Annotated in this window: 31 protein-coding genes; 20 read left to right on the top strand and 11 right to left on the bottom strand. The window is 58.6% G+C overall.

Annotation, left to right across the window (positions count from 1 at the left end):
- Positions 1-94: 94 nt before the first annotated feature.
- The 4 genes from ACR0AL_RS09770 to ACR0AL_RS09755 are packed head-to-tail and all read left to right on the top strand — an operon-like array spanning position 95 to position 4,262.
- Entirely contained in the window at positions 95-1,339 is a 1,245-nt protein-coding gene (locus ACR0AL_RS09770; protein ID WP_170349751.1) for an ABC transporter substrate-binding protein, read from the top strand.
- 57 nt (positions 1,340-1,396) lie between these two features.
- Positions 1,397-2,269 (top strand): carbohydrate ABC transporter permease, encoded by an 873-nt coding sequence (locus ACR0AL_RS09765; RefSeq protein ID WP_170349752.1) that lies wholly within the window; start codon positions 1,397-1,399, stop codon positions 2,267-2,269.
- The gene (locus ACR0AL_RS09760; protein ID WP_170349753.1) at positions 2,262-3,161 is read left to right on the top strand and encodes a carbohydrate ABC transporter permease; all 900 of its coding nucleotides are present in this window, start codon (positions 2,262-2,264) and stop codon (positions 3,159-3,161) included. Before ACR0AL_RS09765 ends, ACR0AL_RS09760 begins: the two co-directional genes overlap by 8 nt.
- A 3-nt stretch (positions 3,162-3,164) precedes the next feature.
- Positions 3,165-4,262, top strand: a complete 1,098-nt coding sequence (locus tag ACR0AL_RS09755; protein WP_480662813.1) for an ABC transporter ATP-binding protein — start codon at positions 3,165-3,167, stop codon at positions 4,260-4,262.
- Between the two features lie 58 nt (positions 4,263-4,320).
- Here the strand turns inward: ACR0AL_RS09755 and ACR0AL_RS09750 are convergent, their stop codons facing one another.
- Both ACR0AL_RS09750 and ACR0AL_RS09745 read right to left on the bottom strand, forming a co-directional pair.
- Positions 4,321-4,929, bottom strand: coding sequence for an MlaC/ttg2D family ABC transporter substrate-binding protein (locus ACR0AL_RS09750; RefSeq protein ID WP_170349755.1), 609 nt, complete (start codon positions 4,927-4,929; stop codon positions 4,321-4,323).
- The gene (locus ACR0AL_RS09745) at positions 4,919-5,698 is read right to left on the bottom strand and encodes an MlaA family lipoprotein (protein WP_170349851.1); all 780 of its coding nucleotides are present in this window, start codon (positions 5,696-5,698) and stop codon (positions 4,919-4,921) included. The genes ACR0AL_RS09750 and ACR0AL_RS09745 overlap by 11 nt, the downstream gene beginning before the upstream one ends.
- Before the next feature lie 328 nt (positions 5,699-6,026).
- On the opposite strand from ACR0AL_RS09745, the gene ACR0AL_RS09740 reads away from it, so the two are divergent.
- From ACR0AL_RS09740 to ACR0AL_RS09725, 4 genes are read left to right on the top strand one after another with little or no spacing between them, the layout of a single operon-like run.
- Positions 6,027-6,482 (top strand): RidA family protein, encoded by a 456-nt coding sequence (locus tag ACR0AL_RS09740; RefSeq protein WP_058282655.1) that lies wholly within the window; start codon positions 6,027-6,029, stop codon positions 6,480-6,482.
- On the top strand, positions 6,479-7,246 hold the full coding sequence (locus ACR0AL_RS09735; RefSeq protein ID WP_170349756.1) for a glycerophosphodiester phosphodiesterase family protein: 768 nt from the start codon (positions 6,479-6,481) through the stop codon (positions 7,244-7,246). Before ACR0AL_RS09740 ends, ACR0AL_RS09735 begins: the two co-directional genes overlap by 4 nt.
- A 45-nt stretch (positions 7,247-7,291) precedes the next feature.
- Positions 7,292-8,479, top strand: coding sequence for a GNAT family N-acetyltransferase (locus ACR0AL_RS09730; protein ID WP_170349757.1), 1,188 nt, complete (start codon positions 7,292-7,294; stop codon positions 8,477-8,479).
- Positions 8,476-8,769, top strand: a complete 294-nt coding sequence (locus ACR0AL_RS09725; RefSeq protein WP_170349758.1) for a 4a-hydroxytetrahydrobiopterin dehydratase — start codon at positions 8,476-8,478, stop codon at positions 8,767-8,769. The genes ACR0AL_RS09730 and ACR0AL_RS09725 overlap by 4 nt, the downstream gene beginning before the upstream one ends.
- Here the strand turns inward: ACR0AL_RS09725 and ACR0AL_RS09720 are convergent.
- The 4 genes from ACR0AL_RS09720 to ACR0AL_RS09705 form a co-directional block, all read right to left on the bottom strand.
- Positions 8,766-9,077 (bottom strand): hypothetical protein, encoded by a 312-nt coding sequence (locus ACR0AL_RS09720; RefSeq protein WP_480662811.1) that lies wholly within the window; start codon positions 9,075-9,077, stop codon positions 8,766-8,768. The two genes, ACR0AL_RS09725 and ACR0AL_RS09720, sit on opposite strands and share 4 nt — an antisense overlap.
- 15 nt (positions 9,078-9,092) lie before the next feature.
- Complete coding sequence (locus ACR0AL_RS09715; protein WP_226689088.1) at positions 9,093-9,440, bottom strand: EF-hand domain-containing protein; 348 nt, start codon at positions 9,438-9,440, stop codon at positions 9,093-9,095.
- Between the two features lie 11 nt (positions 9,441-9,451).
- The gene (locus ACR0AL_RS09710; protein WP_058282649.1) at positions 9,452-9,697 is read right to left on the bottom strand and encodes a glycine zipper 2TM domain-containing protein; all 246 of its coding nucleotides are present in this window, start codon (positions 9,695-9,697) and stop codon (positions 9,452-9,454) included.
- 103 nt (positions 9,698-9,800) lie between these two features.
- Positions 9,801-10,286, bottom strand: coding sequence for a peroxiredoxin (locus ACR0AL_RS09705; protein WP_170349761.1), 486 nt, complete (start codon positions 10,284-10,286; stop codon positions 9,801-9,803).
- A 100-nt stretch (positions 10,287-10,386) separates the two neighbouring features.
- Here ACR0AL_RS09705 and ACR0AL_RS09700 point away from each other — a divergent pair, with 100 nt between their 5' ends.
- The 4 genes from ACR0AL_RS09700 to ACR0AL_RS09685 all read left to right on the top strand — a co-directional run bounded on the left by ACR0AL_RS09700 (position 10,387) and on the right by ACR0AL_RS09685 (position 13,078).
- On the top strand, positions 10,387-11,598 hold the full coding sequence (locus ACR0AL_RS09700; RefSeq protein WP_170349762.1) for an NAD(P)/FAD-dependent oxidoreductase: 1,212 nt from the start codon (positions 10,387-10,389) through the stop codon (positions 11,596-11,598).
- Complete coding sequence (gene rsmD, locus ACR0AL_RS09695) at positions 11,595-12,152, top strand: 16S rRNA (guanine(966)-N(2))-methyltransferase RsmD (protein WP_170376240.1); 558 nt, start codon at positions 11,595-11,597, stop codon at positions 12,150-12,152. Before ACR0AL_RS09700 ends, rsmD begins: the two co-directional genes overlap by 4 nt.
- 86 nt (positions 12,153-12,238) lie before the next feature.
- Positions 12,239-12,874, top strand: a complete 636-nt coding sequence (locus ACR0AL_RS09690) for an HAD family hydrolase (protein WP_425081353.1) — start codon at positions 12,239-12,241, stop codon at positions 12,872-12,874.
- A 24-nt stretch (positions 12,875-12,898) separates the two neighbouring features.
- On the top strand, positions 12,899-13,078 hold the full coding sequence (locus tag ACR0AL_RS09685) for a hypothetical protein (protein ID WP_480662809.1): 180 nt from the start codon (positions 12,899-12,901) through the stop codon (positions 13,076-13,078).
- Here the strand turns inward: ACR0AL_RS09685 and map are convergent.
- Positions 13,066-13,878 carry a type I methionyl aminopeptidase gene (gene map, locus ACR0AL_RS09680; RefSeq protein ID WP_170349766.1) on the bottom strand — a complete coding sequence of 271 codons (813 nt, stop codon included), beginning with the start codon at positions 13,876-13,878 and terminating at the stop codon, positions 13,066-13,068. The two genes, ACR0AL_RS09685 and map, sit on opposite strands and share 13 nt — an antisense overlap.
- 191 nt (positions 13,879-14,069) lie before the next feature.
- On the opposite strand from map, the gene ACR0AL_RS09675 reads away from it, so the two are divergent.
- Positions 14,070-15,758 (top strand): tetratricopeptide repeat-containing sulfotransferase family protein, encoded by a 1,689-nt coding sequence (locus tag ACR0AL_RS09675; RefSeq protein ID WP_170349767.1) that lies wholly within the window; start codon positions 14,070-14,072, stop codon positions 15,756-15,758.
- A 37-nt stretch (positions 15,759-15,795) separates the two neighbouring features.
- Here the strand turns inward: ACR0AL_RS09675 and ACR0AL_RS09670 are convergent, their stop codons facing one another.
- Together ACR0AL_RS09670 and sfsA are read right to left on the bottom strand one after the other, a co-directional pair.
- Positions 15,796-16,938: an amidohydrolase gene (locus ACR0AL_RS09670; protein WP_254440205.1), complete on the bottom strand. Its 1,143-nt coding sequence runs from the start codon at positions 16,936-16,938 to the stop codon at positions 15,796-15,798.
- A gap of 105 nt (positions 16,939-17,043) precedes the next feature.
- Positions 17,044-17,751 (bottom strand): DNA/RNA nuclease SfsA, encoded by a 708-nt coding sequence (gene sfsA, locus ACR0AL_RS09665; protein WP_170349769.1) that lies wholly within the window; start codon positions 17,749-17,751, stop codon positions 17,044-17,046.
- A gap of 52 nt (positions 17,752-17,803) precedes the next feature.
- Between sfsA and ACR0AL_RS09660 the strand changes: the two genes are divergently transcribed.
- Genes ACR0AL_RS09660 through ACR0AL_RS09640 form a run of 5 tightly spaced genes read left to right on the top strand, consistent with a single transcriptional unit; the run spans position 17,804 to position 21,487 of the window.
- Positions 17,804-18,526: a competence/damage-inducible protein A gene (locus ACR0AL_RS09660; protein WP_170349770.1), complete on the top strand. Its 723-nt coding sequence runs from the start codon at positions 17,804-17,806 to the stop codon at positions 18,524-18,526.
- Positions 18,523-19,251: a GNAT family N-acetyltransferase gene (locus tag ACR0AL_RS09655; protein ID WP_170349771.1), complete on the top strand. Its 729-nt coding sequence runs from the start codon at positions 18,523-18,525 to the stop codon at positions 19,249-19,251. The genes ACR0AL_RS09660 and ACR0AL_RS09655 overlap by 4 nt, the downstream gene beginning before the upstream one ends.
- Positions 19,248-19,820, top strand: a complete 573-nt coding sequence (locus ACR0AL_RS09650) for a peroxidase-related enzyme (RefSeq protein ID WP_170349772.1) — start codon at positions 19,248-19,250, stop codon at positions 19,818-19,820. Before ACR0AL_RS09655 ends, ACR0AL_RS09650 begins: the two co-directional genes overlap by 4 nt.
- Entirely contained in the window at positions 19,817-20,719 is a 903-nt protein-coding gene (locus ACR0AL_RS09645) for an OmpA family protein (RefSeq protein WP_170349773.1), read from the top strand. The genes ACR0AL_RS09650 and ACR0AL_RS09645 overlap by 4 nt, the downstream gene beginning before the upstream one ends.
- A gap of 48 nt (positions 20,720-20,767) precedes the next feature.
- Positions 20,768-21,487: an SDR family NAD(P)-dependent oxidoreductase gene (locus tag ACR0AL_RS09640; protein WP_480662807.1), complete on the top strand. Its 720-nt coding sequence runs from the start codon at positions 20,768-20,770 to the stop codon at positions 21,485-21,487.
- A gap of 169 nt (positions 21,488-21,656) precedes the next feature.
- Here the strand turns inward: ACR0AL_RS09640 and ACR0AL_RS09635 are convergent, their stop codons facing one another.
- Both ACR0AL_RS09635 and ACR0AL_RS09630 read right to left on the bottom strand, forming a co-directional pair.
- Positions 21,657-22,982: a methyltransferase family protein gene (locus ACR0AL_RS09635; protein WP_480662805.1), complete on the bottom strand. Its 1,326-nt coding sequence runs from the start codon at positions 22,980-22,982 to the stop codon at positions 21,657-21,659.
- A 24-nt stretch (positions 22,983-23,006) separates the two neighbouring features.
- Positions 23,007-23,918 carry a LysR family transcriptional regulator gene (locus tag ACR0AL_RS09630; RefSeq protein ID WP_170349776.1) on the bottom strand — a complete coding sequence of 304 codons (912 nt, stop codon included), beginning with the start codon at positions 23,916-23,918 and terminating at the stop codon, positions 23,007-23,009.
- A 228-nt stretch (positions 23,919-24,146) separates the two neighbouring features.
- On the opposite strand from ACR0AL_RS09630, the gene ACR0AL_RS09625 reads away from it, so the two are divergent.
- Both ACR0AL_RS09625 and ACR0AL_RS09620 read left to right on the top strand, forming a co-directional pair.
- Positions 24,147-24,587: a DUF4399 domain-containing protein gene (locus ACR0AL_RS09625; RefSeq protein ID WP_170376221.1), complete on the top strand. Its 441-nt coding sequence runs from the start codon at positions 24,147-24,149 to the stop codon at positions 24,585-24,587.
- A 78-nt stretch (positions 24,588-24,665) separates the two neighbouring features.
- The gene (locus tag ACR0AL_RS09620; RefSeq protein WP_170349778.1) at positions 24,666-25,274 is read left to right on the top strand and encodes a LysE family translocator; all 609 of its coding nucleotides are present in this window, start codon (positions 24,666-24,668) and stop codon (positions 25,272-25,274) included.
- Positions 25,275-25,279 lie beyond the last annotated feature (5 nt).

Below are 25,279 nucleotides of genomic sequence, written 5' to 3'. Positions count from 1 at the left end.
CGCGGATTCAGCGTTGCCAGATGACGAACTGGTCTCAGAATAACGGGCATCGCTGCATCAGCAGTCACTAAGTTCTCTAGGGAGGAGACAGACAATGAAGCATTTTGCATTCGCCACCGTTTCGACATTGGCCGTTGTGGCCGGGTCGTCGGTTCTGGCCGAGCCGCAGGCCGAGGTTCTGCATTGGTGGACGTCGGGTGGTGAGGCCAAGTCGGTCGCCGTACTGCAGGAAGAGTTCGCGTCGAATGGCGGAACCTGGACCGATATGCCGGTTGCAGGTGGTGGCGGTGACGCGGCCATGACCGCGTTGCGTGCCCGGGTGCTGGCCGGAAACGCGCCGACCGCAGTTCAGCTGAAAGGCCCCGCAATTCAGGAATGGTACGAAGAGGGCGTTCTGGCCGATATCTCATCCGTGGCCGACGCCGAAGGCTGGGCGGATGTGCTGCCCGCATCCATCGCAGGTCACATGAAGTGCGAGGGCACATGGTGCGCCGCACCAGTGAACGTACATCGCGTAGACTGGATCTGGGCCAATGCTGATGTTCTGGCCGCAAATGGCATCGAAATGCCGACCACCTGGGACGAGTTCAACGCTGCTGCTGATAAGCTGCAGGCTGCCGGTGTGATCCCGCTGGCCCATGGTGGTCAGTCATGGCAGGACGCGACCGTCTTTGAAACTGTGGTTCTGGGTATCGGCGGGCCCGAGTTCTTCCAGAAAGCGCTGGTCGATCTGGACCCCGAGGCGCTGACCTCGGACACGATGGTTCAGGTCTTTGATCAGATGCGTACCCTGCGCGGCTATGTCGACGAGAACTTCTCGGGCCGCGACTGGAACCTTGCAACAGCGATGGTCATGAACGGCGAAGCAGCCTTCCAGATCATGGGTGACTGGGCCAAGGGTGAGTTCCTGGCGGCCGGCAAGAAGCCCGGTGAAGATTTCCTGTGCGCCTCGACCCCCGGCGACGGCTATCTGTACAACGTTGACAGCTTTGCCATGTTCGACGTGGACGGAGATGACAAGAAAGCCGGTCAAGACCTGTTGGCCAAGCTGATCGTGGCGCCGAACTTCCAGAAGGTGTTCAATCTGAACAAAGGCTCGATCCCTGCCCGCACCGACGTCGCGCTGGATGATTTTGACATCTGCGCCAACCTGTCGGCTGAAGACATGGGCTCGACCTCGGACGCTGGGTCGCTGTTGCCGTCCTATGCCCATGGCATGGCGCTGCGCGGGTCGCAGTCCGGTGCGATCACCGACGTTGTGACCGCGCATTTTAACTCGGATATGTCCTCGGCTGACGCGGTTCAGCAACTGGCGGACGCGGTGGCGAACAGCTACTGATCCAATACGCTCTGCCCCCTATAATGCGGGGCAGAGCATCTTTCCCCGGAGGCTAAAATGTCCGAATGGCTGGAAAACCACCTGCCCAAGGTGGTGCTGGCACCGTCGTTCATCGCCGTATTGATCTTTGTTTACGGATTTATCGGATGGACCGCATGGGTGTCGCTGACACGATCTAAACTACTGCCGAAATATGAGATCAACGGGTTCATCCAATATGAGCGCCTGTTTGATTCACCCCGCTGGGATACGGCAATCAACAACCTTTACATCTTCGGTGCTCTGTTCATCGTGATCGCGATGGTACTGGGTCTGCTGCTGGCCATCCTGCTGGATCAGAAGATCCGCGTCGAAGGAGCCATCCGCACAATTTACCTGTACCCGATGGCACTGTCGATGATTGTGACCGGTACCGCGTGGAAATGGATACTGAACCCGGGTCTGGGTATTGAATCCATGGTGCAGGGCTGGGGTTTCCCGAATTTCGAGTTCGATTGGCTGGTGAACCCGGATTACGCGATCTACACCATCGTAATCGCCGCAATCTGGCAGAGCTCGGGCTTTGTTATGGCGCTGTTCCTCGCCGGTCTGCGTTCGGTGGATGGCGAAATCATCAAGGCCGCGCAGGTCGATGGTATCCCCACGTGGCGCATCTATACGGCGATCATCATCCCGTCGATGGCCCCGATCTTCCTGTCTGCCTTCATCGTGCTGGCCCACCTTGCGATCAAAAGCTTTGACCTTGTCATCGCCCTGACGGGTGGCGGTCCGGGCTACGCGACCGATCTGCCAGCCACCTACATGTATGCCATGGCGTTTTCGCGCGGCGATATCGGTCAGGCGGCCTCTTCCGCGATGATCATGATGCTGGTCGTCTTTGCCATCGTGGTTCCCTATCTTTACTCAGAGCTGAGGGCTAAAAATGACTGATCTGTCGATGCCCCAAACCCAAACCCGCACGCAAAGCGCAACCGGCAAAATTGCCTTGCGCTGGTTGCTGTATGTCCTGCTGGGCCTGTTCGCGCTGTATTACCTGATGCCGCTTTTCGTGATGTTGACCACGTCGCTTAAAAGCCTTGAGGAAATTCGCACAGGCAGCCTGATCTCGCTGCCGCGTGAGGTCAGCTTTGACGCCTGGAAAACCGCGTGGTCCGGGGCTTGCACCGGTATCCAGTGTGAAGGGCTGCGGCCTTACTTCTGGAACTCGGTCCTGATCGCGGTGCCTGCGGTGGCCCTTTCGACCCTGCTGGGCGCGCTGAATGGCTATGTCGTGGCGCAATGGCGGTTCAAAGGCGCTAATATCATCTTCTCGCTGATGCTGTTTGGTTGCTTCATCCCGTTTCAGGTTGTGCTGCTGCCGATGGCGCGGCTGCTGGGCATGATGGGGATCGCCGGGACCATTCCGGGTCTGATCTTCGTCCACGTGATCTATGGCCTCGGTTTCACCACACTGTTTTTCCGCAATTACTATGTCACCATTCCGGCCGAGCTGACCAAGGCGGCACGGGTCGATGGGGCCGGATTCCTGCGGATATTCTGGTCGATCTTCCTGCCGCTGTCGCTGCCCATCATCGTGGTGACCGTGATCTGGCAGTTCACGCAGATCTGGAACGACTTCCTGTTCGGCGTGTCGTTCAGCCAGGCGGGAACGCAGCCCGTGACCGTGGCGCTCAACAACATCGTAAACTCCACCACCGGCGTCAAAGAGTACAACGTCGACATGGCCGCCGCGATCATCGCGGGGCTACCGACGCTGCTCGTTTATGTCGTCGCCGGTAAGTATTTCATCCGCGGTCTGACCGCTGGCTCAGTGAAGGGATAACCCATGGCTCCCATCCTCGATATCAACAATCTGTACAAGAATTACGGCGCAACCGAGGTTCTGAAGGACATCAACATTTCGATCGAACCGGGTGATTTCCTGGTGTTGGTCGGCCCCTCGGGTTGCGGCAAGTCCACCCTGCTGAACTGTATTGCGGGGCTGGAGGATATTACCGGCGGCACGCTGTCCATCGGGGGCAAGGACATGACCCATGTCAGCCCCAAGGATCGCGACATCGCGATGGTGTTCCAGTCCTACGCCCTGTACCCGACAATGTCCGTGGCCAAGAACATCACCTTTGGCATGAAGGTACGCGGGGTCGATCAGGCGACGCAGGAGGCCAAGCTGAACGAGGTTGCCTCGTTGCTGCAGATCGAGCCGCTGCTGAACCGCCGCCCCAGCCAATTGTCAGGCGGTCAGCGTCAGCGGGTGGCGATGGGCCGGGCACTGGTGCGCGATCCCAAACTGTTTCTGTTTGACGAGCCGCTGTCGAACCTTGACGCGAAGCTGCGGGTCGAGATGCGAACCGAGATCAAGAAACTGCATCAGACGCTGGATGCCTCGATCGTCTACGTGACCCATGACCAGATCGAGGCGATGACGCTGGCGACCAAGATCGTGGTTCTCAAAGGTGGAATCGTGCAGCAGATCGGCAGCCCGGCTGAAATCTACAACAACCCGGCCAACCTGTTTGTGGCTGATTTCATGGGCTCACCGGCGATGAACCTGATCCCGGCGCAAGCGTCCAAGACCGGCCCGGGCACGCAGATCGCCATTGCACGTGAAACGGGCGAGACACTGGTTCTGAACGATGCCCGCGATCTGTCACTGCCCGAGGATGTGATTCTGGGCCTGCGCCCCGAAGACATTGCCGAGGCCGGGTTCCGTGCCGGTGATGGTGTGCAAGAGGCCTCCTGTATGGTCGACATGGTCGAACCGGCGGGGGCTGATACTTATGTGGTCTCGGAACTGGGCGGCAAACAGGTCACTGCGCGGCTGCACGCGGAAACCAGTGCGCAGGCGGGCAAGATGTTGAACCTGGCCTTTGACATGAGCAAGGTGTCCTATTTCGCCAAGGAAACTGGCGAACGCCTGAACTAAAACCAAAAAAGCGCCGCGCGAAACCAATCGCGCGGCGCTTTTTCATTTGTGAACCGGATCAGCTGAGCTTGTTTCGGCTCATATCCTTGATCAGGCGGTTCAGATCGCCCCCACGCGCATCCAGCATGGCGCCGACCTCGGTCCGTTCGGTCAGCAGCATGTTCACCCCTTCGATGAACATGTTGAAGAACTTGTCGCGGCCCGATTTGTCCGACACCAGGAATGTCACCTCAAACGGGGAAGACCCCTGCAACTTGACCGAGGTGCGCACCTCGTAGCCCGCCTTGATTTTGCGGGCATTGCGAACTGTGACTTGGCCACCAATGAACTCGCGGAAGCGGCGGCCATATTTGTTGGAAATATAGCCCTGAAACGCTTTGGTGAATTGCTTGATCTGCGAGGGGCTTGCTGAGCGGCCATCTGCCCCCAGCACATAGCGCGCCATGATCGGCACATCGGCATATTGCACGAAGATCTTTTCAAAATCGCGGATCATCGCCTTTTCGGATTTGCCCGAGGCGATCACGCGGTTGATATCGTCCACGACACTGACAACCAGTGCCTTGGCGCTGGCTTCGGTCTGGGCAAAGGCGGGCAGGGCGGTCAGCATCGCACTGGCCAGGCCAGTGGCGATAAAACCGCGTCGGTTCAGATGGTTATTCGGCATAGGGGTCCTCGTAGGGGTCTAGGTAGGGGTCCCTGACTGGGTCAGTCCCGATATCTGCATAAGGGTCATCATACAAACCCAGATAGGCGTCCTCATCGTCGCGTGCCAGTTCAAAGCGGCGGTTTTGGATGTAAATTGTCTGTGCCTGCGCATAGCTGTCGGCGCTTTCATACAGGATTGAATCCACCGTATCCGAGAACCGGCCCCGATCACCCATGCGGCGGACGACCTCGGCATATACGCCGATATTGTCCACCGGACGGACCGGTGTGAAATTGATCGGATTCGAGAATAGATTGACCACAACACCAATCGCATCCCGTTGGGTTGACGGGCCATAGAAAGGCAGCTCGACATAAGCGCCCTCGCCAACGCCCCAAACATGCAGGGTCTCGCCGAAATCGGTATCCACCGGCGGCAGGTTCAACTCGGCAGCGGGGTCAGACAGGCCCAAGCCGCCCACAGTGGTATTGACCACAAAGCGCAGCAAAGCGTTGCCGGATTGTTTGACATTGCCTTGCAACAGGTAGTCCAGCGCCTGCCCGGGCATCGTCAGGTTTTCAGCGAAATGGTTAAAGCTTGTCACCATCGGATCGGGTACGATCTTGACATAGCCTTTCGAGGCCGGACGGAACAGAAACCGGTCAACGCCCAAGTTGAATTTGTGAATGCCCCGGTTGGTGTTCTCATAGGGATCGAACACCTCATTCGACGGGGTCCCCTCCGGCGGTCGCGTGGCGCAGGCGCTAAGGAATGCCATCACGGACATGACGATAAGGTGCTTCAGGCGGGGTCTGCTCAACACGGTCTTTGCCACTCCTAAACGTTCGGGTTCCACACGCCCGAACTGTCAATCAATACTGCCCGTGGCCACATAGCATGGCCCAATCCGATGTCACATATACGTTTCGCAACCAGTATGAAACAAAAAGCGTTTAACCTGTGCGACGTACTTACGTAAAGTGGTACAGGTTCAACTGTTCGGCATAGGAAGAGTTACGCTGACCGCTCTGGGTCGTCTATCCCCGTTTTCGTACTTTCCGATCCCGGTCTTCCCGGTTAGCTTCGCCCCGACTCAAAGATTGGGAGGAAACTTCATGAGCATCGCAGCAAAACTGGAAAGCCTGGGCGTCAACCTGCCGGACGCGCCTGCGCCGGCGGCGAACTATGTACCCTTCGTTCGGGTGGGCAACATCGTCTATGTCTCGGGCCAGATTTCCAAGGATGACGATCTGATCACCGGCAAGCTGGGCGATGACATGGAAATCGAAGCCGGTGCCGCGGCGGCAAAGGTTTGCGCCATCAATCTGCTGGCGCAGGTCAAGGCAGCCTGTGGCGGTGACATCGACAAGCTGGTGAAAGTGATCAAGCTGACCGGTTTCGTGAACTCGACCGCCGATTTCACAGCACAGCCCCAGGTGATCAACGGAGCGTCGGATTTCCTGGTCGAGGCGCTGGGCGAGGCTGGCCGTCATTCCCGCTCGGCTGTCAGCGCCGCGGCACTGCCGCTGGGCGTGGCCGTCGAAATCGAAGGTATTTTCGAGGTTCAATGACACCGACCTTGCCGTCAGTTTTCCTGCAGGCCCCGATTGCGCATCGGGCGCTGCATGACCTTTCGGATAACCGCCCGGAAAACAGCCGGGCGGCCATCCGTGCGGCTGTCGAGGCCGGGTACGGGATCGAGATTGATTTGCAGCGAACCTCGGACAGCCGGGCAATAGTGTTTCATGATTACGACATGACACGCCTGACCGGGCAGCCCGGCCCTATTCAGCAGGTGACGGCGACACAGGCGCAGGCGACGCAGCTGCTGCATGCTGATGATGGTATTCCGACGCTGGACGACGTGCTTGCACAGGTGGACGGCAAGGTTCCCTTGCTGATCGAGTTCAAGGATCAGGACGGCGCGATGGGTCCCAATGTCGGATCACTTGAGGCCGACGCGGTACGGGCCTTGCAGGGTTATGACGGGCCAGTGGCCTTGATGTCTTTCAATCCCAACAGCGTGGCCGAACTGGCGCGTCTTGCCCCCCATCTGCCGCGCGGGTTGGTGACTTGTTCTTACCAGCCCAAGGTCGAGCTGTTGCCGCAGAAGGTCTGCGATCACCTGCGCGACATACCCGATTTTGACAGGGTCGGTGCCAGCTTTATCAGCCATGAGGTCGCCGATCTGTCCCGCCCCCGCGTGGCCGAATTGAAAGCGCGCGGCGTGCCGGTTCTGTGTTGGACAGTACGCTCGGCCGAGCAAGAGGCTCAGGCCCGAAGGGTTGCCGATAACGTGACCTTCGAAGGGTATTTGGCGCCACATCCGGGTTGAACCTGCCCCTCGGTGTCACAGATAAAGATCAGACGCGGAGGGCACATGGATCAGGCGCAAATCGAAGTTCAGGTTCTGAGATCGCTTTCGCAGATTTCTGCGACCGAATGGGATGCCTGCGCCTGCCCCGAGGCCGCCGATGGCGGGCGGCCGCTTGATCCCTTTACCACGCATCGATTCCTGCTGGCGCTGGAAAACAGCGGTTCGGTTGGGGCGGGCACTGGCTGGCAGCCTCAATACCTGACCGCATATCTGGATGGGATGCTGATCGCGGCCGCGCCGATGTATGCCAAATCGCACAGTCAAGGCGAATACATCTTCGACCACAGCTGGGCCCATGCTTATGAAAACGCAGGCGGGCGGTATTACCCCAAACTGCAGATCGCGGTACCGTTCACTCCGGCCACCGGGCGGCGGTTTCTGGTGCGACCGGGGTACGAGGTTCCGGGTATGTCGGCCCTGGTGCAAGGAGCCGTGCAGATTGCAGCCGATAACCGGGTGTCTTCGGTCCACGCCACGTTCTGCACCGAGGACGAAGCGCTGGCGGGCGAACAGATGGGTCTGTTGCTGCGTCAATCACAGCAGTTTCACTGGCTTAACGACCAATATGCGGATTTTGATGGGTTTCTGGCCGCGCTGTCCTCGCGCAAGCGCAAGAATATCCGTAAGGAACGCGCGCAGGCCTGCGAATTTGGCGGAGAAATTCACACCTATTCCGGTGATGATCTACGCCCTGAACATTGGGATGCGTTCTGGCGGTTCTATCAGGATACCGGCGCGCGGAAGTGGGGATCGCCTTACCTGACGCGACAATTCTTTGATATCGCTCAGGAAACCATGGCGGATGATATGGCGTTGGTTCTGGCGGAACGCAATGGCTATCCGATTGCCGGGGCACTGAATTTCATTGGACGCGAAACGCTTTATGGCCGCTATTGGGGCTGCGTCGAACATCACCCCTGCCTGCATTTTGAATTGTGCTACTATAGGGCGATCGACTTTGCCATTGCCGAAGGATTGGCCCGTGTTGAGGCCGGCGCGCAAGGCGAACACAAGCTGGCGCGGGGCTATATGCCTATGCGCACGCATAGCTTGCATTGGGTCGCCGACCCCGGCTTTGCCGATGCGATCAAGAAATATCTGGACGCCGAGGCCCACGCAGTGGGACAAGAGATTGAGATTCTGACGGAATACGGCCCGTTCAGGAAATCGAACCCGGAGGAACAGCAATGACCGAACTACTGTCGCCCGAGACCCGCGGACCGCTTCTGGACCCGCTGTTCAACAACGGCTGGACCATGGTCGAAGACCGGGATGCGATCACCAAGACCTTTATCTTCGAAGATTTCGTGCATGCCTTTGGCTGGATGACGCAGGTGGCGATTTTTGCCGAAAAGTGGAATCACCACCCCGAATGGTCCAACGTCTACCGCACAGTCGAGGTGACGCTGGCCACCCATGATGTCGGTGGCATTTCGGCGCTGGATGCAAAGCTGGCGCGCAAGATGGACAGCCTGGTTTAGCCTCTGTCGCTCCGCGAGCCTTCTCCGCCGGCCAGGGATGCAGCAATACCCAATTGCCGGAACTCATCAGGTGTCACGGTTCCGTTGCTGACGTTGATATTGCCAGGAATTTGCGTCGTCCGATTGCCGATTTGGCGCACACTGCGGGCTGCCGGATTAATATCCAGACATTTGGTGTTATAGCAGGTCAGCCCGGAAGTGTTGATCTGGATAAATGTCTGCCCGTCCGGTCCGTTCACAACCGGCGCCTGCGGTACATCGCAGGCCGCCACCAGTAAAAGCGCACCCAAACGGATCCATTTGTTCATCGTGCGCTCCTGTTGCTAGTCCAGTTGACCGTTGCCGTTCTTATCCGCCGCGTTGAAATCGTCGTTCATCTGCGCGTCGTATTCCGCCCGAGAGATAAAGTCGTCATTATCGCGGTCAACGTCCTGAAACTGTTTTATGTCCAGAAACGGCTTGGCTTCGTCCAATCCCAGCGTGCCGTTCTTGTCGTCATCCATTTCCTGAAAGGCATAATCGGAAAAGGCATCGAACTCATCACGGGACAAGAAGCCGTCATTGTTCTTGTCGATGGCCTTCAGTTCGTTTTCATGCAACTCGCCCACGGTCTCGGCTGTGGCCGCACCGGCCAGTATAAGGGCCGCAGCAATCAAAATTCCACGTGTCATCTCGGCTCTCCTCAGCATGCGTATCTGTTGCCTTCAATCGCGCCTGCGGCTGCGCCTGCCGCAGTCAGGATGGATTTACCTGATCCACCACCGAATTGGTTGCCGATCGCGCCGCCGATCAATGCACCGCCCAGTGATCCGCTGAGACATGCGATTTCATGCTGCCGCGCCGCCTGTTGCTGAGGGGTGGGTGCCGGGCCGCAGGCGGCCAATGCCCCCGCTGTGCCCAGTAATAGAGTGAATACTTTCAGTTTCATCAATGAACTCCCTGATTGTATGCCACAACTATTGGCTGATCAGGGCGTTGCATCAAGTTAAATGCGTTTGCGGCCCCGAGGTGACCCAGGGCCGCGCGCAGGATCAGATCGCGTCCAGCAAAGTTTCGCCTGCCGAAATCTCGCAGGTGCCGGGGCTTTCTTCCAGGTTCAGCGCAGTGACCTTGCCGTCTTCGACCAGCATGGCATAGCGTTTGGAACGGGCATACAGTCCGGCGGGCGGGGCGTCGAATTCCATGCCAATGGCCTTGGTGAATTCGGCTGAGGCATCGCCCAGCATGGTCAGGCCTGCATCGGCCGCGCCTGTGGCCTCGCCCCAGGCTTTCATAACAAACGGGTCGTTTACCGAAACGCAGATGATCTCATCCACGCCATTGGCGGTAAACTGGTCTTTGGTGCGAATGAAGCTGGGCACATGGGCCGAACTGCAGGTCGGCGTGTATGCTCCGGGCACCGCAAAGATCACCACTTTGCGCCCTTTGGTTTTGTCTGAAATCCGCACCTCTTCGGGGCCGTCTGCGCCCAGTTGCGTCAGTGTGGCGTCGGGCAGTGTCTCACCTGTTGAAATCATTTTTTAAGCTCCTGTCGTTTGGATTTGCAGAGTCGGGCTCAGCCGCAATATAGGTGGTCGAGTGGATGAGACCACGGGAATTCGACGCGGTGGGAGGAACATGAGCCATATTGTCGTCATCGGTGCCGGGCAGGCGGGGTCGTCGCTTGTTGCCAGGCTGCGCAAAGACGGGTTCGAAGGGGACGTCACTCTGATCGGGGCCGAGCCGCATCTGCCTTATCAGCGCCCGCCGCTGTCCAAGGCTTATCTGCTGGGTGAAATGGAGCTGGAGCGCCTGTTCCTGCGGCCCGAAAGTTTCTATGCCGAGAACAATATTACCCTACGTTTGGGTCAACGCGTGACGGCGATTGATCCGCAGGCCAAAACCGTGACCGTAGGGGATGAGGTCATCGCATATGACGAACTGGCCCTGACCACCGGGTCGGACCCGCGCTACCTGCCTGCCGCGATTGGCGGTGATCTTGAAGGTGTCCACGTAGTACGCGATCTGGCCCATATCGACGAGATGGAGCCCCGCGTGAAAGACGGCGCGCGCGCCCTGATCGTGGGCGGCGGCTATATCGGGCTTGAGGCCGCGGCAGTCTGCGCCAAGCGCGGGGTCAAGGTGACTTTGGTCGAGATGGCCGACCGCATCCTGCAACGGGTGGCCGCGCCCGAGACCAGCGATTACTTCCGCGCATTGCACAGTGAATATGGCGCCGATATCCGCGAAGGTGTCGGGCTGGATCGTCTGGTGGGCGACAACGGCAAGGTGGTTGGTGCGGTTCTGACCGACGGCACCGAGATCGAGGTCGATTTTGTTGTTGTCGGTGTCGGCATCGTCCCATCTACTCAACTGGCCGAGATCGCAGGGCTTGAGTTGGAGAACGGCATTAAGACCGATGCGCATGGTCGAACCTCTGATCCGGCGATCTGGGCGGCGGGCGACTGCGCGTCCTTCCCACATGGCGATGCCCGTATTCGTCTGGAAAGCGTGCCGAACGCGATTGATCAGGCCGAGATCGTAGCCCAAAACATGCTGGGCGCAGCCAAGGACTATGTGGCGACACCGTGGTTCTGGTCGGATCAGTATGACGTCAAACTGCAGATCGCGGGCCTGAACACCGGCTATGACCGCGTGGTGACCCGTCAGGGTGACGGTCAGACCGTGTCCTTCTGGTACTACAACGGCGATCAGCTGATCGCCGTTGACGCGATGAATGATCCTCGCGCTTATATGGTTGGCAAGCGTCTGATTGAGGCGGGCAAAACCGCTGATCCGGCCGTGGTCGCCGACCCGGACGCGGATCTGAAACCGCTGCTCAAGGCGTGAGGATCATCGCCGGAGAGTTCCGGGGCCGGGCCTTGGCGTCGGTTGGCAAAGGGGATGCGGGCGCTCATTTGCGCCCCACCACCGACCGGGTGCGCGAAAGCCTGTTCAACGTGTTGGGTCATCAGATCGACTTTGACGGGCTGCGCGTTCTGGACCTGTTTGCCGGAACCGGCGCGCTGGGGCTTGAGGCGCTGTCGCGCGGCGCTGCACGGGTGACCTTTGTGGATGACGGGCGGGTGGCGCAGGGGCTGATCCGCAAGAATATCGACCTGACCCGCAGCGCCGACCGCACCACCTTGATCCGCCGGGACGCCACGCGGCTGGGCGAAAATCCGGGTGCGCCCTATGATCTGATCTTTCTGGATCCGCCTTATGGAAAATCCATGGGGCAAAAGGCCATCGCTGCCCTGTCCCATGGCTGGATTGCCGACGACGCGCTGATCGTGTGGGAGGAAAACAGCCCCATGGCAGCGCCGCAGGGGTTCGACCTGCAGGACAGCCGGAAATACGGTGACACGCATATCTCGTTGATGTGGCGAAATGTTTCAGGCTGAAACCCTGCGGGCAAGGTTCTGCTGACACCCGGTTTGCACCTGCGCGCACGGTTGGCTAGGCACAGTGCAAAACAAAGAGGGCAGGCATGCACGATCTGGTCATTTTCGATTGCGACGGTGTTCTTGTAGACAGTGAACCGCTGTCCAATCAGGTGCTGGTCGACAATCTTGGACGGTATGGGCTGAACTTGACGCTGGAAGACAGTGTTGCGTTCTTTCTTGGGGGTACAATGACCGGAGTGCGCGACAAGGCCCGTGCGCTGGGCGCAAACCTGCCCGAAGATTGGGTCGATGAGGTTTATGCAGAAACCTATGATCGTTTGCGGCAGGGCGTGGATCTGGTTTCGGGTATTCCGGAACTGCTGACCGCGCTGGATGCCAAGGGCATCCCCTTCTGTGTGGCGTCAAATGGAAGTCCCGACAAAATGCAGATCACTCTGGGCCAGAACGGTTTGTGGGAGCGTTTTAGCGGCGCAATGTACTCCGCCCATGTCTTGGGAACCGCCAAGCCTGATCCGGTCATGTTCCAGACGGCCGCCGATCAATTCGGGGCCACCGCACCAGTGGTGATCGAAGACAGCCAGAACGGCGTAATGGCAGCCAAACGCGCGGGCATGCGCTGTCTGGCCTACGCGCCGCATGGGCAGGGCGAGAAGCTGGCGGAACTTGGGGCCGAAGTCTTTACCGATATGGCCGAGGTTCCGACGCTTTTGGGAATCTGACCTGGACGTGCTAGCATTCGGGGCATGGACCGTACCTTAAATCCCCCGATCTGGACCCTTTCAAAGGATACGGAATCGACTACCGGCCCCGAACGCAATCCCATGCGCGGGCCGGTATTCATCCATGACGCTGTAACGCCGTGGAGGGATGAGACATTGCTGCTGAAGCTATTGCGCGATCAGGCCGTCAATCAGGACGAATAGGTTGGGTGAAACTTGTTGCCCGGTGACAGGGTAAAGATCTCAACCCCATCTGCCGTGACACCCACCGAATGTTCGAACTGCGCCGATAGTGACTTGTCACGGGTCACGGCGGTCCAGTCATCGGCCAGCGTTTTGGTCTCGGGGCGGCCCAGATTGACCATCGGCTCGATGGTGAAGAACATGCCTTCTTCCAGCTTCGCTCCGGTCCCCGGACGGCCATAGTGCAGCACGTTGGGCGGGGCGTGGAACACACGACCCAACCCGTGGCCACAGAAATCGCGGACAACGCTCATCCGGTGCGCCTCGACATAAGCCTGAATCGCGTGGCCGATATCGCCGAAGGTGTTGCCCGGCTTGACCATCTCAATGCCTTTGAACAGCGCATCATGGGTCACCTGAATCAGACGCTCTGCCTTGCGGGGCAGTTTGCCGGCCACGAACATGCGCGAAGTATCGCCGAACCAGCCGTCAACGATGACGGTAACGTCGATATTCAGGATGTCGCCATCCTTCAGGCGCTTGTCGCCTGGGATGCCGTGGCAGACCACATGATTCACGCTGATACAGCTTGCGTGCTGATAGCCCTTGTAGCCTATGGTGGCCGACGTTGCGCCTGCATCCTCGACCATCTGAGTGATCAGGCGGTCGATCTCACCGGTTGTTTGGCCGGGAAAGACATGATCCGCAATATCGTCGAGTATCCGCGCCGCCAGTGCCCCTGCCGCGTGCATGCCGGCAAAGTCACCCTGTTCATAGATGCGGATGCCATCCTTGGTCAGACGGCCACGATGTTCTTTCATGGATGCGAGGCTCCAAATGTTTCGCGCAGCACTCCTTTTACGCTGCTTGTGCAGAAAGTACCAGAGGGCGTTGGGTCGTAATGTCAAGTCCGCGCCCGGTCTGGTACCTGATCGCATATAGACCCCCAGGTAATTTTCAACTAGCACAAAGCAAGGCTGCGCGGGTGCGCGAAACAGGAGAAGGCGTGCAAATGCAAAGAAAAGCAGACCAGTTGAGGGCCGAGATCACCAATATCAGCGCGCTTCTCCAGGCTGGTCGGCTGGATCAGGCCTTTAAACGCGCCACCAAGGCGGCCAAGAAATGGCCTAAGGCTGCGGCGTTGCCCCGAATTGCCGGTCTGTGCGCAATTCAGCAGCAGAACTTCAAGCAGGCCCAGATTTATTTTGAACGCGCTTGGCGGCTGGACCCCGGCAATGCCGAACTGATCCAGAACTATGGCCTGAGCTTGATTCAAGGCGGCGAACCGGCTGCTGCCTTGAAGTTTCTGGAAAAAATCAGCGCACGTGGTCCTCTCAGCCCGGCGCAGCTGTTCATTCAGGCGTTGGCCCTGCTGCAAGAGCAAGAAGCGGAAATGGCCCTTGTAGCCATCGAACAAGTCCTGAAGCGCGAACCCGCCAATGTGAATGCGCAAATTCTGAAGGCGGACATTCTGGACGCGTTGCAGCAATGGGATAGTGCTGTAGACATGTTGAATACGCTGGTTCGAAAAAACCCGCGGTTTCTTCCCGGCCTGTTGCGTCTTGCCAGATCTCAGTTGGGTTTGGGCCAGCTTGGCGAGGTGTTAAAGAACCTACGCACAGCCCTGGTGCAAGCGCCTGGTCACCCCGAGGCGCTTGAGATGATGGCGGGGTTGCCCAACCTGACCTTCGAGGATGCCGCAACGCTGAAGACGCAGATCGCAGCTGCGCTGGAGCGCGGCGTGCCAAACCCTAAGGATGCTGTGATGGTATGCTTTGCTGCGGCCAGCCTGGCACGCCGCGAAAAGAACACACCGCTTGAAATGCAGCACCTGTCTGAGGCTCATTTGATGCAGCGTGCGGGGTTTGACTCTTGGGAAGAACGCAGCGTGCAGGAATGCGATAAACGGCTGGCTGCGCCATTGCCCGCTGCCCAGCCCAAGCCATCCAAGGGCAGTACCCGGCCGATTTTTGTGGTTGGTCTACCCCGGTCGGGCACCACGCTGGTCGAGCGTATTCTGGGCCGTCACTCTGCTGTTCAGGGTTTGGGTGAGCTGGCATCAGTACACCAATGGGCCAGACAGGCCGAAGCGCAACCACCCGAATGGCGCGAGGCTCATAATCTGGCCGATTTCTACACGGGTAAGCTGCCTTCGTTGACAAATGGCGCAGTGGCTTTTGTGGACAAAGCACCGGGCAACTACGCTTTTTTGGGTGAGATTGCGCAAGCTTTCCCCAATGCCGTGATTTTTAACGTGCTGCGAGACCCGCGCGATGTCGCGCTGTCCATGTGGCGCGCGAATTTTGGCGCGGGCGGGTTGTATTTCACCCATGACCTGGACTGGATGGCGGCCGAGGCCAACCGGTATCAGCGCTATATGCGGCACTGGCACAAGGTACTGCCCGGGCGCATTCACGACGTTCGGTACGAGACGTTGGTAGGCAATCTGGAAGAAACCGCAAAAGAACTGGCTCAGATTTGCGATCTGTCCTTTGAGGACGCGATGCTGTCACCGGACAAGTCCCCGAACGCGATTAAGACGGCCAGTAACCTACAGGCGCGCAAGCCGGTCAATGCCGCCTCGGTCGGGGGCTGGCAGGCGGTGACAGATGAGTTCGAGCCGTTTGTGAACGGACTGGATGCCGAGTTGTGGGCAGAGTTTCTGGATGCGCCGGGCGATGCTGAGGAACAGCAAGCCTGAAACCGGTTGCGCCCTTATCCATTGTGGCCGCTTCGGTTCAATCCCTTGCGGGCAAACGATCGCGCGCAAGCGCAGTCCAGAAATCGACCCCCAAGAGCAGCAATTCATCATTGAAATCGTAATCGCTGGAGTGCAGCGGTTGCCCATGCGGTCCGGTTTCGCCATTTCCCATCAGCAGAAAACAGCCCGGAACGGCCGCGCTGAAATGAGCGAAATCTTCGGAAAAGCTCATGGGTTGGCGGTCGGGGATGGTGTCGGCGCCGATGAATCGTGCGGTCCGAACAACGGCCTGTGTGGGTTCCTCGGCATTAATTGTTTCGATGAATTCCGTGTTGAACATGACATCGACCGAGACCCCGTGCGCGATGGCCACACCGCGTGCGATTTCGCGCATCAGGCCCTCGATGGTGATGCGGTCTTCGGGGCTGCGGGCGCGTACGTCGCCTTTCAAAGTCGCATGTCCCGGCAGAACATTGCGTTGCCCATCGGTCAGAAACTCGGTTACTGACACCACTGCCCCGGCACCGGGGGCAAGTTTACGCGATACGATGGTCTGCAATGCCTGCACCATGTCCGCGCCAATGGTTATCGCATCGCGCCCTGCTTGCGGCATCGAGGCATGACCCCCCTGACCGGTGATTGCAATCTCGAACAGGCTTTCTGAGGAACAGATCAACCCGGTCCGCGTCGATATCTGCCCGACAGGGGCACCGGGAAGGTTGTGAATGGCATAGATCTCGTCCACCGGAAACTGTTCCAGAATCCCTTCATCAATCATCGCCCGCGCGCCGAGCCCATGTTCTTCATTGGGCTGGAACAAAAAAACTATGGTGCCATCGAAACCGGGATCAGCAGCCAGTTCTTGCGCGGCGCCAAGCAACATGGTCATGTGGCCGTCATGCCCACAGGCATGCATCACGCCGTCGGTCTCCGAGGGGTAATCGTGCTGGCTGGTCTCATGAATCGGCAGGGCATCCATATCAGCGCGCAGCCCGATGGCCCGGTTGCCTGTACCCGCTTTCAACACCCCCACGACGCCGACGCCCTCGTGAACGTCCAATCCGAGATCGCGCAGAAATTCCGCTACTTTGGCCTTGGTACGTGTCTCATCGAACCCAAGTTCCGGAAAGCGGTGAAAATCTTGCCGCAAGGCAACTAGCTTTTCTTGATTGGACTCCAAGTGCGTTCCCCTGACTGGTTGGTAAATCGTTGGTACGGGTGACCCGGGCATAGTCAAACGCGCGGACCGGGAAATGGCAACGGGCGCAACAGATAAAATCCGGCCTTATCCGGGTTGCGCCCGAATCCTTTCGCCGACCGTGATTTCGGTGGGTGCAATGCGCGTGCCGTAAATCAGCCACTCGACCCCTTGCCCCTGCGCGATCTCGAACGCGGCCGCGTAGGCTGTGTCGATATCCGCGGCCAGCGCGAACCGGTCGCAATCGGTGCGCTGCACCAGATACAGCATGATCGCGCGGTGCCCCTGCGCCGCCATCGCCGCCAATTCACCCAGATGCTTGGCGCCGCGGGCGGTGACACTGTCCGGGAATTCGGCCAGTCCCGGTTGGCGAGACAGGGTGACGCTTTTGACCTCGACATAGGCATCTGGCAGGCCCGGTTGGGTCAATAAAAAGTCGATGCGGCTGTTTTCGCCGTATTTCACCTCGGGGCGGACGGTCCTATAGGCAGCAAGTTCCGGAATCTCACCAGCTTCCAGTGTCGCGCGCAGGGCTTTGTTGGGAACCGAGGTGTCGACCCCGGTAAAGTGTCCATTTTCATGATCGACCAAACGCCAGCCGTATTTCAGTTTCTTCTTCGGGTCGTCGTTGGGCTCCAGCCAGATTTTCTCGCCCGGCTCCGCCAGACCCATCATTGAGCCCGGATTGGCGCAGTGTGCGGTCACCTCGCGCCCGTCCTCCAACGTGCAATCGGCCAGGAAGCGTTTGTAGCGTCGGATCAGGCGGGCGGGGACAAGGGGGGTTTCAAATTTCATGCCTCAGGGCCTATACCTGCCCCAAAGGTCGATCAAGAGGGAGGCACGCGCCATGGCCAATCCAACCGCTGCAATGCTGGTGATCGGGGATGAAATCCTTTCAGGCCGCACCCGAGATGCGAATATGCATTACCTCGCCGGTGAACTGACCAAACATGGCATCGATCTGAAAGAGGTGCGCATTGTCAGCGACGACGCATCCGCCATTGAAACGGCGGTCAAGGCGTTGTCGGAAGCCTATGACAATGTCTTTACCAGCGGTGGGATCGGCCCGACCCATGACGATATCACCGCCGACAGCATTGCCCGTGCGTTCGACACGCCTATCGACGTGCGCGAGGATGCGCGCGCTTTGTTGCAGGCCCGCTATGACAAATCCGGGCAGGAGTTGAATGCGGCCCGCCTGCGTATGGCGCGCATTCCGGACGGGGCGGCGCTGATCGACAATCCGGTTTCGACCGCGCCGGGGTTCACCATTCAGAACGTGCATGTGATGGCCGGGGTGCCCTCGGTGTTTCAGGCGATGGTTGCCAGCGTGTTGCCCGGCCTGACCGGTGGCAGCCCGTTGTTGTCGCAAACCCTGCGCGTGGAACGTGGTGAGGGTGATATCGCGGGACCGCTGTCCGCCTTAGCTGAAGATTTCTCGGACCTGTCCATCGGCAGCTACCCGTACCAGATCAACGGCGTGTTTGGGGCGAACGTGGTTGTGCGCGGCACAGACGGGGCACGGATCGACGCGGCTGTCACCCGGTTGGCGAAAGAGCTTGATCTGTGAGCGTCAACTGGCCCGACATCGTTGACGGCACCTGGCCCGCTGCGGGCTATGAACGGCTGGGGCCGTTTCAGCTGCGACAAGGGCAGGGCGGCGGATCGCGGGTGTCAGCGGCCAGTGCACTGGGCCCGGTGACCGAAGCTGATATCAGCGCCGCCGAGGCTGCAATGCAGGCAATGGGGCAAAAGCGCCTGTTCTGTCTGCGTCCGGGGGATGAGGCATTGGATGCTCAGCTTGCCGCGTGCGGGTATGAGGTTCTGGATCCGGTTAACATCTATGCCTGCCCAACTGATCACCTGACCGATACACCGATCCCGCGCGTGATGGTCTTTCCAACACCGGAACCCCTTGCGATCATGCGCGAGATTTGGGCCCATGGGGGGATTGGTCCGGCACGTGTTGCGGTGATGGAGCGGGCGAAGGGCCCGAAAACCGGGCTACTGCTGCGCCGCGACGATCAGCCCGCCGGTACTGTATTTGTCGCGATTCAAGACGGTGTTGCAATGGTTCACGCGCTTGAGGTTCTGCCGCAGCACCGGCGACACGGGTTGGGTGCCTGGGCGATGCGCGCGGCAGCCTTTTGGGCACAGGAAAACGGTGCCGAAAAACTCAGCGTGATCTGCACCAAGGCGAATGCTGCGGCCAACGGGCTTTATCACGCACTTGGGATGGAGATTGTCGGCGAATACCACTACCGTCAGCTTGTCCAAGGAGAGAGCCTGACGTGACCGACCAGAATATGCCCACCGCGCTGAATTTGCCGATGGTGGACCCGCTGCCGCCCGAGACGCAGAAATACTTTGATATCTGTGTGGAAAAGCTGGGCTTTGTACCGAATGTGCTGCGGGCCTATGCGTTTGATATCGACAAGCTGAACGCATTTACGGCGACGTATAACGATCTGATGCTGGGCGACAGTGGGCTGAGCAAGCTGGAACGGGAAATGATCGCCGTGGTCGTGTCGGCGATCAACAAGTGCTTTTACTGCCTTGTGGCCCATGGCGCAGCGGTGCGGCAATTGTCGGGCGATCCACAATTGGGTGAGATGCTGGTGATGAACTACCGTGTGGCGCCACTGGACCTGCGACAGCGCGCGCTGCTGGATTTCGCCGCCAAAATGACGACTTCCAGCGCCGAGATCGAAGAGCCCGATCGCCAACACCTACGGGATGTCGGGCTGACAGACCGGGATATCTGGGACCTTGCCAATGTCACCGGATTTTTCAACATGTCGAACCGGGTTGCCAGTGCTACGGCCATGGCCCCGAACGACGAATATCACGCGCAGGCCCGATGACCCGAATTGCCTTTCTGATCCTGGTGTTGCTGGCCGGACCGCTTGCCGCGCAAGACCTGACCCTGCCTAGCGGCGCACGTCAACTCAGCGACCGTGTCAGCCCCTTGGACAGTTACGATCTGCCAACTGGCCCCTTTGCCGATGGCAGCCTGCCCGTGCGCCACGTCGAAGGGCAGATTGAGCGCATCACATGGCGTGTGCAATCGGGCTCTAGCACCACGTTGCAATTGTTGGCGCCATTGCGTGAACAGATCATCGCGCAGGGCTATGAGGTTTTGTTCGAATGCGAGGCTCGGAACTGCGGCGGGTTCGATTTCCGCTTCGGGACCGAGGTGGTGCCGACCCCCGACATGTATGTCTCGATCCAGGATTATCGCTTCTTGGCTGCCACGCGCGGGGATGAGGTGCTGAGCCTGCTGGTCAGCCGCAACCCGCCCAGCGGCTATGTGCAGATGATCCGTGTCACCCCGGTTGGTGTCGCTGCTCCGCCGCCGCTGGTGATTGAGGAAACGGTCAGTGGTTCGGACGGCCTGCTGAGCGAATTGGCCCAGAACGGGCATGTGATTCTGGACGACCTGCATTTCCGTACCGGTGAGATCACGCTGGGTGACGGGCTCTTTGCCTCTCTGGATTTGATTGCCGGGTATTTGGCCGACAATCCGGGTACGCGGCTGGCGTTGGTGGGCCACACAGATGATACCGGCGCGCTGGATGCTAATATCTCGGTTAGCACGGGTCGGGCGCAAGCGGTGCGAACCCGCCTGATCGAGGCGCATGGGGTTGCCGCCGACCGGCTTGAGGCGCGGGGGATTGGGTATCTGGCGCCGTTGACGTCAAACGCAACCGCCGAAGGGCGCGACCTGAATCGCCGGGTTGAGGCCGTATTGCTGGTCAATTGATCGCACCGACTTAGGTCAGTGAGAGGACCAAGAGTGAAGGAGCCCGCCATGGCCGATCAGACACAAACCCCTCAGGCATTGATCATCGGCGCGGGGGCAGGCCTGTCGGCCTCATTCGCGCGGGCCTTGGCTCGGGATGGATATGCGCTGCACTTGACCGCGCGCGATATCGCGAAACTGGAACCACTGGCTGCCGAAACGGGTGCGACGCTTCATCAGCTGGACGGTACGGATGCCACGGGCGTGGTGGCGTTGGTCGCCGATCTGCCGGGTGAATTGCGTGTGGCCTGTTACAACCCCTCGGCCCGGCAGCGTGGTCCCATCACCGATCTGGACCCCGAAACGGTACGCAAGGCGGTTGAAGTAACGGCCCACGGGGCCTTTTTGTTAGGGCAGGCCGCTGCCCGCCGCATGCTGGACCAGCCGATGCGGGACAACCGGCGCGGAACGATTCTGTTCACCGGTGCCTCGGCTGGAGTCAAAGGCTTTCCGCTGTCCGCACCCTTTGCCATGGGCAAATTTGCACAACGCGGATTGGCGCAATCCATGGCGCGCGAGTTGCACCCCAAAGGCATCCACGTGGCGTGGGTCAATATCGACGGCGGCATCCGCAATGCGTCCCGTCCGGAACGGGTTGAGGCTACGGACAACCCCGACAGCATGTTGGACCCGGACGCCATCGCGCGGGAATACATGCATTTGGTACATCAGCACCGATCCGCCTGGAGCAACGAACTGACCTTGCGTCCTTGGGTCGAGCGTTTCTAAAAGACAATCAAGAAAAAAAGACCCGCACTGATGCGCGGGCCGTCGAGGTTCACCGGGGGAGATCTTTCCTGTTACTTGCACTATCACTGGTAAAAGAGACGATTTGTCGACAAAATGAAGACGATCTGTGGTTGTTCTTCGACTAATCGCCTTCGGTTGGCTCTGACCGTCAGGGTTTCTGACTGCGACGTTGATTTCGCAAGCGCGCAATCAGGCCATTCTCCGCGATCCAGTCAGCATAGGCGTGATAGTCTTCGTCGGTCATAAGATGCTTTTCTTCCGTCTTGGCGCGCGCGTAATACAGTGCATTCACCCCCAACAACAAAATGCAGCTTTGAAGGGCGGCCGCTGGTCCGACGGCCGAAAGAAATGGCATGTAAAGCATCCACCACATGATGTTTTTGGACAGATAGGCAGGATGCTTGGAATAGCGAAACGGCCCGGTCGTGATAATCCCGCGATGGGTCAGGTTCGAAAAACGAAGCCCGAACGCAGCGGTTGCCCAGGCATAGATTATGGCAAGCAACAGAATCACGCCGCCCCAAACAATCAAAAGCACAGGCTGATCCGACAGCCAATCCGTCCATGATTGCGTGCCTGCGCGATAGTCGAGCGGGCCGCCAGTGGTCATCAACGCGAAGGGGGGATAACACACCAGCGCAGCGACCCAGGCAGACAGATACGGGTTCGCAGTTCTAATATGTGAATCGAGAACCCGGAACGTGCAGACATAGCCAATCGATCCGATGCACACATCCACAAGAAAGGAAACCTGGATCAAGAGCAGGATGAGCGACACTGGATCGGCAAAAAAGCTCTCTAGATCCGCGTTGGTCACGAAACTGACGATCTGCGGTAGGATGGTGATCATGAAGGCCAGGAAAAACCCTTTGACCAGCCATGTCCTGCAATGGTCTTTAATCTTTTCAGAATCTACGACGGAAAGCTGCAGGGTGATCAGCTTACCAAAGTGCCAAAGCTCGTCGCGCGGCTCGACCATGTGGCGGGTGGTGAAGGCAATATAAGCTGGGGACAGAATCCAAATTATAGGAAACCACGCAAGGGTCAGTGCGCGAACCAGCTCGTATTTTGACGAGTCGTAGGTCGGAATGATCTGGTAGGCCATGGCGATGACGAAAAAGGTCGCCCCAAGGCCCAGGGTCTTTGTTACCGTGATTGAGACAACATCTGAAGAGTGCCTCCTGAGCCTATAATCTAATCCTGTTGAGGCGCGCAAATGGGCCTTGTCCAGCAGGATAGACGACACAATCATCGGAAGCGCGGCACCCGCCAACAACAACTGAATGGACTGCAACAACGGCGTGTCGAAATAGACGGCTGCCAATGTTGCTGCAAAAAGGCCGACTACGCCAATCAGGCCAGTGATTTCGCTTACGGCTGAAACCGGGGGCGTTTTTGACCCTGTTGACGATGCAGGACGTGCGTCGCCATCGGCGTGCTCGGTGCTATTCTCGGTCTGAATAGCTGTATTCATTTGTTCAGCCTGTTGAGCATCGGGTCAGTCCACCCAATCCATCAGGCCTTTTTCCGCAAAGGACTGAACCAGGAAATCGATGAACGCGCGTACTTTGGGCTGCGTGAAGCGGCCGGGTGGATAGACGGCATAGATACCCTGCACCTCATCGGGCAATGACGGCATCGCATCCAGTACCTCGCCGGATTTCAGCGCCTCGGCATATAGGTAGCTGGGCAGATATGCGATCCCCAGCCCCGAGATCGCCGCGTTCAACAGCGACTGACCGTCATTCACGCTGAGCCAACCGGCGGTGCGCACTTGTCTTTTTTCACCTGACGGTGCGGTCAACCTCCAGACATTGCCCGAGGATTGGCTCGAATAATGCAGCAGCTTGTGTTCATTCAGATCGTCGATTTTCTGCGGACGACCGAATTTCTCGATATAGCTGGGCGCGGCCACCATTCGTTTCACGGTTTCGGTCAGTTTACGTGCGCGCAGGGTGCTGTCCTCAAGCTCACCAATGCGTACGGCGACGTCGAAGCCTTCGGAAATCAATTCCACGTAACGGTTGTTCAGAACCATATTCACGGTGATATCCGGGTACGCGGCCAAAAAGTCCGACAGCACCGGCGACAGATGGTTCACCCCGAAATCCGTCGCCACGCTGATTCGCAGCAGGCCAGAAGGTGCCGATTGCATTGAGGTGACCAGCGCATCCGCTTCGCCCGCGTCATTCAGTACGCGGCGCGCGCGGTCGTAATAGGCCAGCCCGATCTCGGTCGGGGATACCCGACGCGTGGTACGGTTCAGCAATCGTGCGCCCAGCCGTGCCTCAAGGCTTGATACATGCTTTGATACTGCAGATTTAGAAATACCCATCTTCTTGGCCGCATCGGTGAACCCACCCTGATCCACCACATTGGCAAAGGCTTCCATTTCGGTCAGTCGGTCCATACTCGTTCCCCGGGTGTTTTGTCTCTGCCTGACTTTGGCGCCCAATCTGGGCGGAAACGGGGCAGACATGGGATAATATCAGGGATTTAATTGCTATCGTTTGCAGATGGGAAACGCGGAAACAATAGTTTCCAAGGTGACTACACCCCAAAAAAGACAAAGGGTTTAGGGGCATTGGCGCGAATATGCTAAGATGAGAATGGCAAATTTGTGACCACGGAGGAGATCATGAAAGCCTTTTTCGCCCTTGCTGCCCTGTGCCTGTCCGCAACCCTTGCGTTGGCCGGTGGAGAAACGCCATCCAACCCCGAAGCAAAGGTTTATTTCGTCAATCTGGCGGACGGGGATACCGTCAAGTCCCCTGTGACGGTGGTCTTTGGTCTTAGCGGCATGGGCGTGGCCCCGGCCGGGACCGAGAAGGAAAACACCGGTCACCATCATTTGCTGATTGACCGCCCACCGCTAGGAGAGGGCGAAGACGGCGCGGATGAGCTGGCCTATGGTTTGCCCGCAGACGACAATCACCTGCATTTTGGTGGCGGTCAGACCGAAGTGACGCTGGACCTTGCCCCCGGTGAACACACGCTGCAACTGGTGTTGGGCGATGCAGGGCACGTGCCGCATGCAACACCAATTGTGTCCGAGGTGATTACGATTACGGTGGAGTAGTCACCAGAACTGCCAGCTAAAACGGTTTACATTAATTTGATTGTCGGAAACTCTGCCTCGGAACAAGTTGGAGGCGGCATGTCGCTTGAGTTTTTTCTGACATCCCTAATTGTGGTGCTATTGCCGGGGACCGGTGTGATATACACGCTGGCCGTTGGTCTTGGGCGCGGTTTTCGCGCCAGCCTTGCGGCCGCAGTTGGATGTACAATTGGAATCGTTCCGGCAGCGCTTGCCAGTATCATCGGGCTTGCCGCGCTTTTGCATACCAGCGCGCTGGCGTTTCAGCTCATCAAGTATCTGGGTGTCCTTTATCTGTTTTATATGGCTTGGGGGATTCTCAAAGATGGCGGCGCATTGGAGGTCAATGCCGAGAAATCCTCGGTAAGCCACGTCAAAATCGCGGTGACCGGAACTTTGATCAATGTTCTGAACCCCAAACTATCCTTGTTCTTTCTGGCCTTCCTGCCACAGTTCTTACCGGCAGGTACGGCGAACGCAGGGCTGGAACTGATCAAGCTCGCCCTTGCCTTCATGGCACTGACCTTTGTGGTCTTTGTTGGATACGGAGCCTGCGCGGCGCTGGCGCGGGATTATGTCATTCACCGACCATCCGTCATGACCTGGATCAAGCGGTGTTTCTCAACCGCGTTTGGTGCGCTGGGCGTCAAGCTCGCGCTTTCCGAGTAACCTTT

Source organism: Ruegeria sp. BB1, from assembly GCF_056539465.1.
The sequence above is the reverse complement of the archived record's forward strand: the minus strand, read 5'-3'. Positions and strand labels throughout refer to the sequence as shown.

Excerpts from the sequence above, each read along its gene's own strand:
- ACR0AL_RS09715 (WP_226689088.1), bottom strand. The coding sequence starts at position 9,440 with ATGACACGTGGAATTTTGATTGCTGCGGCCCTTATACTGGCCGGTGCG.
- ACR0AL_RS09765 (WP_170349752.1), top strand. The coding sequence starts at position 1,397 with ATGTCCGAATGGCTGGAAAACCACCTGCCCAAGGTGGTGCTGGCACCG.
- ACR0AL_RS09675 (WP_170349767.1), top strand. The coding sequence starts at position 14,070 with ATGCAAAGAAAAGCAGACCAGTTGAGGGCCGAGATCACCAATATCAGC.
- ACR0AL_RS09640 (WP_480662807.1), top strand. The coding sequence starts at position 20,768 with ATGGCCGATCAGACACAAACCCCTCAGGCATTGATCATCGGCGCGGGG.
- ACR0AL_RS09645 (WP_170349773.1), top strand. The coding sequence starts at position 19,817 with ATGACCCGAATTGCCTTTCTGATCCTGGTGTTGCTGGCCGGACCGCTT.
- ACR0AL_RS09620 (WP_170349778.1), top strand. The coding sequence starts at position 24,666 with ATGTCGCTTGAGTTTTTTCTGACATCCCTAATTGTGGTGCTATTGCCG.
- ACR0AL_RS09625 (WP_170376221.1), top strand. The coding sequence starts at position 24,147 with ATGAAAGCCTTTTTCGCCCTTGCTGCCCTGTGCCTGTCCGCAACCCTT.
- ACR0AL_RS09740 (WP_058282655.1), top strand. The coding sequence starts at position 6,027 with ATGAGCATCGCAGCAAAACTGGAAAGCCTGGGCGTCAACCTGCCGGAC.
- ACR0AL_RS09730 (WP_170349757.1), top strand. The coding sequence starts at position 7,292 with ATGGATCAGGCGCAAATCGAAGTTCAGGTTCTGAGATCGCTTTCGCAG.
- ACR0AL_RS09700 (WP_170349762.1), top strand. The coding sequence starts at position 10,387 with ATGAGCCATATTGTCGTCATCGGTGCCGGGCAGGCGGGGTCGTCGCTT.
- ACR0AL_RS09690 (WP_425081353.1), top strand. The coding sequence starts at position 12,239 with ATGCACGATCTGGTCATTTTCGATTGCGACGGTGTTCTTGTAGACAGT.
- sfsA (WP_170349769.1), bottom strand. The coding sequence starts at position 17,751 with ATGAAATTTGAAACCCCCCTTGTCCCCGCCCGCCTGATCCGACGCTAC.
- ACR0AL_RS09635 (WP_480662805.1), bottom strand. The coding sequence starts at position 22,982 with ATGAATACAGCTATTCAGACCGAGAATAGCACCGAGCACGCCGATGGC.
- ACR0AL_RS09770 (WP_170349751.1), top strand. The coding sequence starts at position 95 with ATGAAGCATTTTGCATTCGCCACCGTTTCGACATTGGCCGTTGTGGCC.
- ACR0AL_RS09710 (WP_058282649.1), bottom strand. The coding sequence starts at position 9,697 with ATGAAACTGAAAGTATTCACTCTATTACTGGGCACAGCGGGGGCATTG.
- map (WP_170349766.1), bottom strand. The coding sequence starts at position 13,878 with ATGAAAGAACATCGTGGCCGTCTGACCAAGGATGGCATCCGCATCTAT.
- ACR0AL_RS09760 (WP_170349753.1), top strand. The coding sequence starts at position 2,262 with ATGACTGATCTGTCGATGCCCCAAACCCAAACCCGCACGCAAAGCGCA.
- ACR0AL_RS09720 (WP_480662811.1), bottom strand. The coding sequence starts at position 9,077 with ATGAACAAATGGATCCGTTTGGGTGCGCTTTTACTGGTGGCGGCCTGC.
- ACR0AL_RS09735 (WP_170349756.1), top strand. The coding sequence starts at position 6,479 with ATGACACCGACCTTGCCGTCAGTTTTCCTGCAGGCCCCGATTGCGCAT.
- ACR0AL_RS09725 (WP_170349758.1), top strand. The coding sequence starts at position 8,476 with ATGACCGAACTACTGTCGCCCGAGACCCGCGGACCGCTTCTGGACCCG.
- ACR0AL_RS09685 (WP_480662809.1), top strand. The coding sequence starts at position 12,899 with ATGGACCGTACCTTAAATCCCCCGATCTGGACCCTTTCAAAGGATACG.
- ACR0AL_RS09745 (WP_170349851.1), bottom strand. The coding sequence starts at position 5,698 with ATGTCCGTGATGGCATTCCTTAGCGCCTGCGCCACGCGACCGCCGGAG.
- ACR0AL_RS09750 (WP_170349755.1), bottom strand. The coding sequence starts at position 4,929 with ATGCCGAATAACCATCTGAACCGACGCGGTTTTATCGCCACTGGCCTG.
- ACR0AL_RS09705 (WP_170349761.1), bottom strand. The coding sequence starts at position 10,286 with ATGATTTCAACAGGTGAGACACTGCCCGACGCCACACTGACGCAACTG.
- ACR0AL_RS09630 (WP_170349776.1), bottom strand. The coding sequence starts at position 23,918 with ATGGACCGACTGACCGAAATGGAAGCCTTTGCCAATGTGGTGGATCAG.
- ACR0AL_RS09660 (WP_170349770.1), top strand. The coding sequence starts at position 17,804 with ATGGCCAATCCAACCGCTGCAATGCTGGTGATCGGGGATGAAATCCTT.
- ACR0AL_RS09755 (WP_480662813.1), top strand. The coding sequence starts at position 3,165 with ATGGCTCCCATCCTCGATATCAACAATCTGTACAAGAATTACGGCGCA.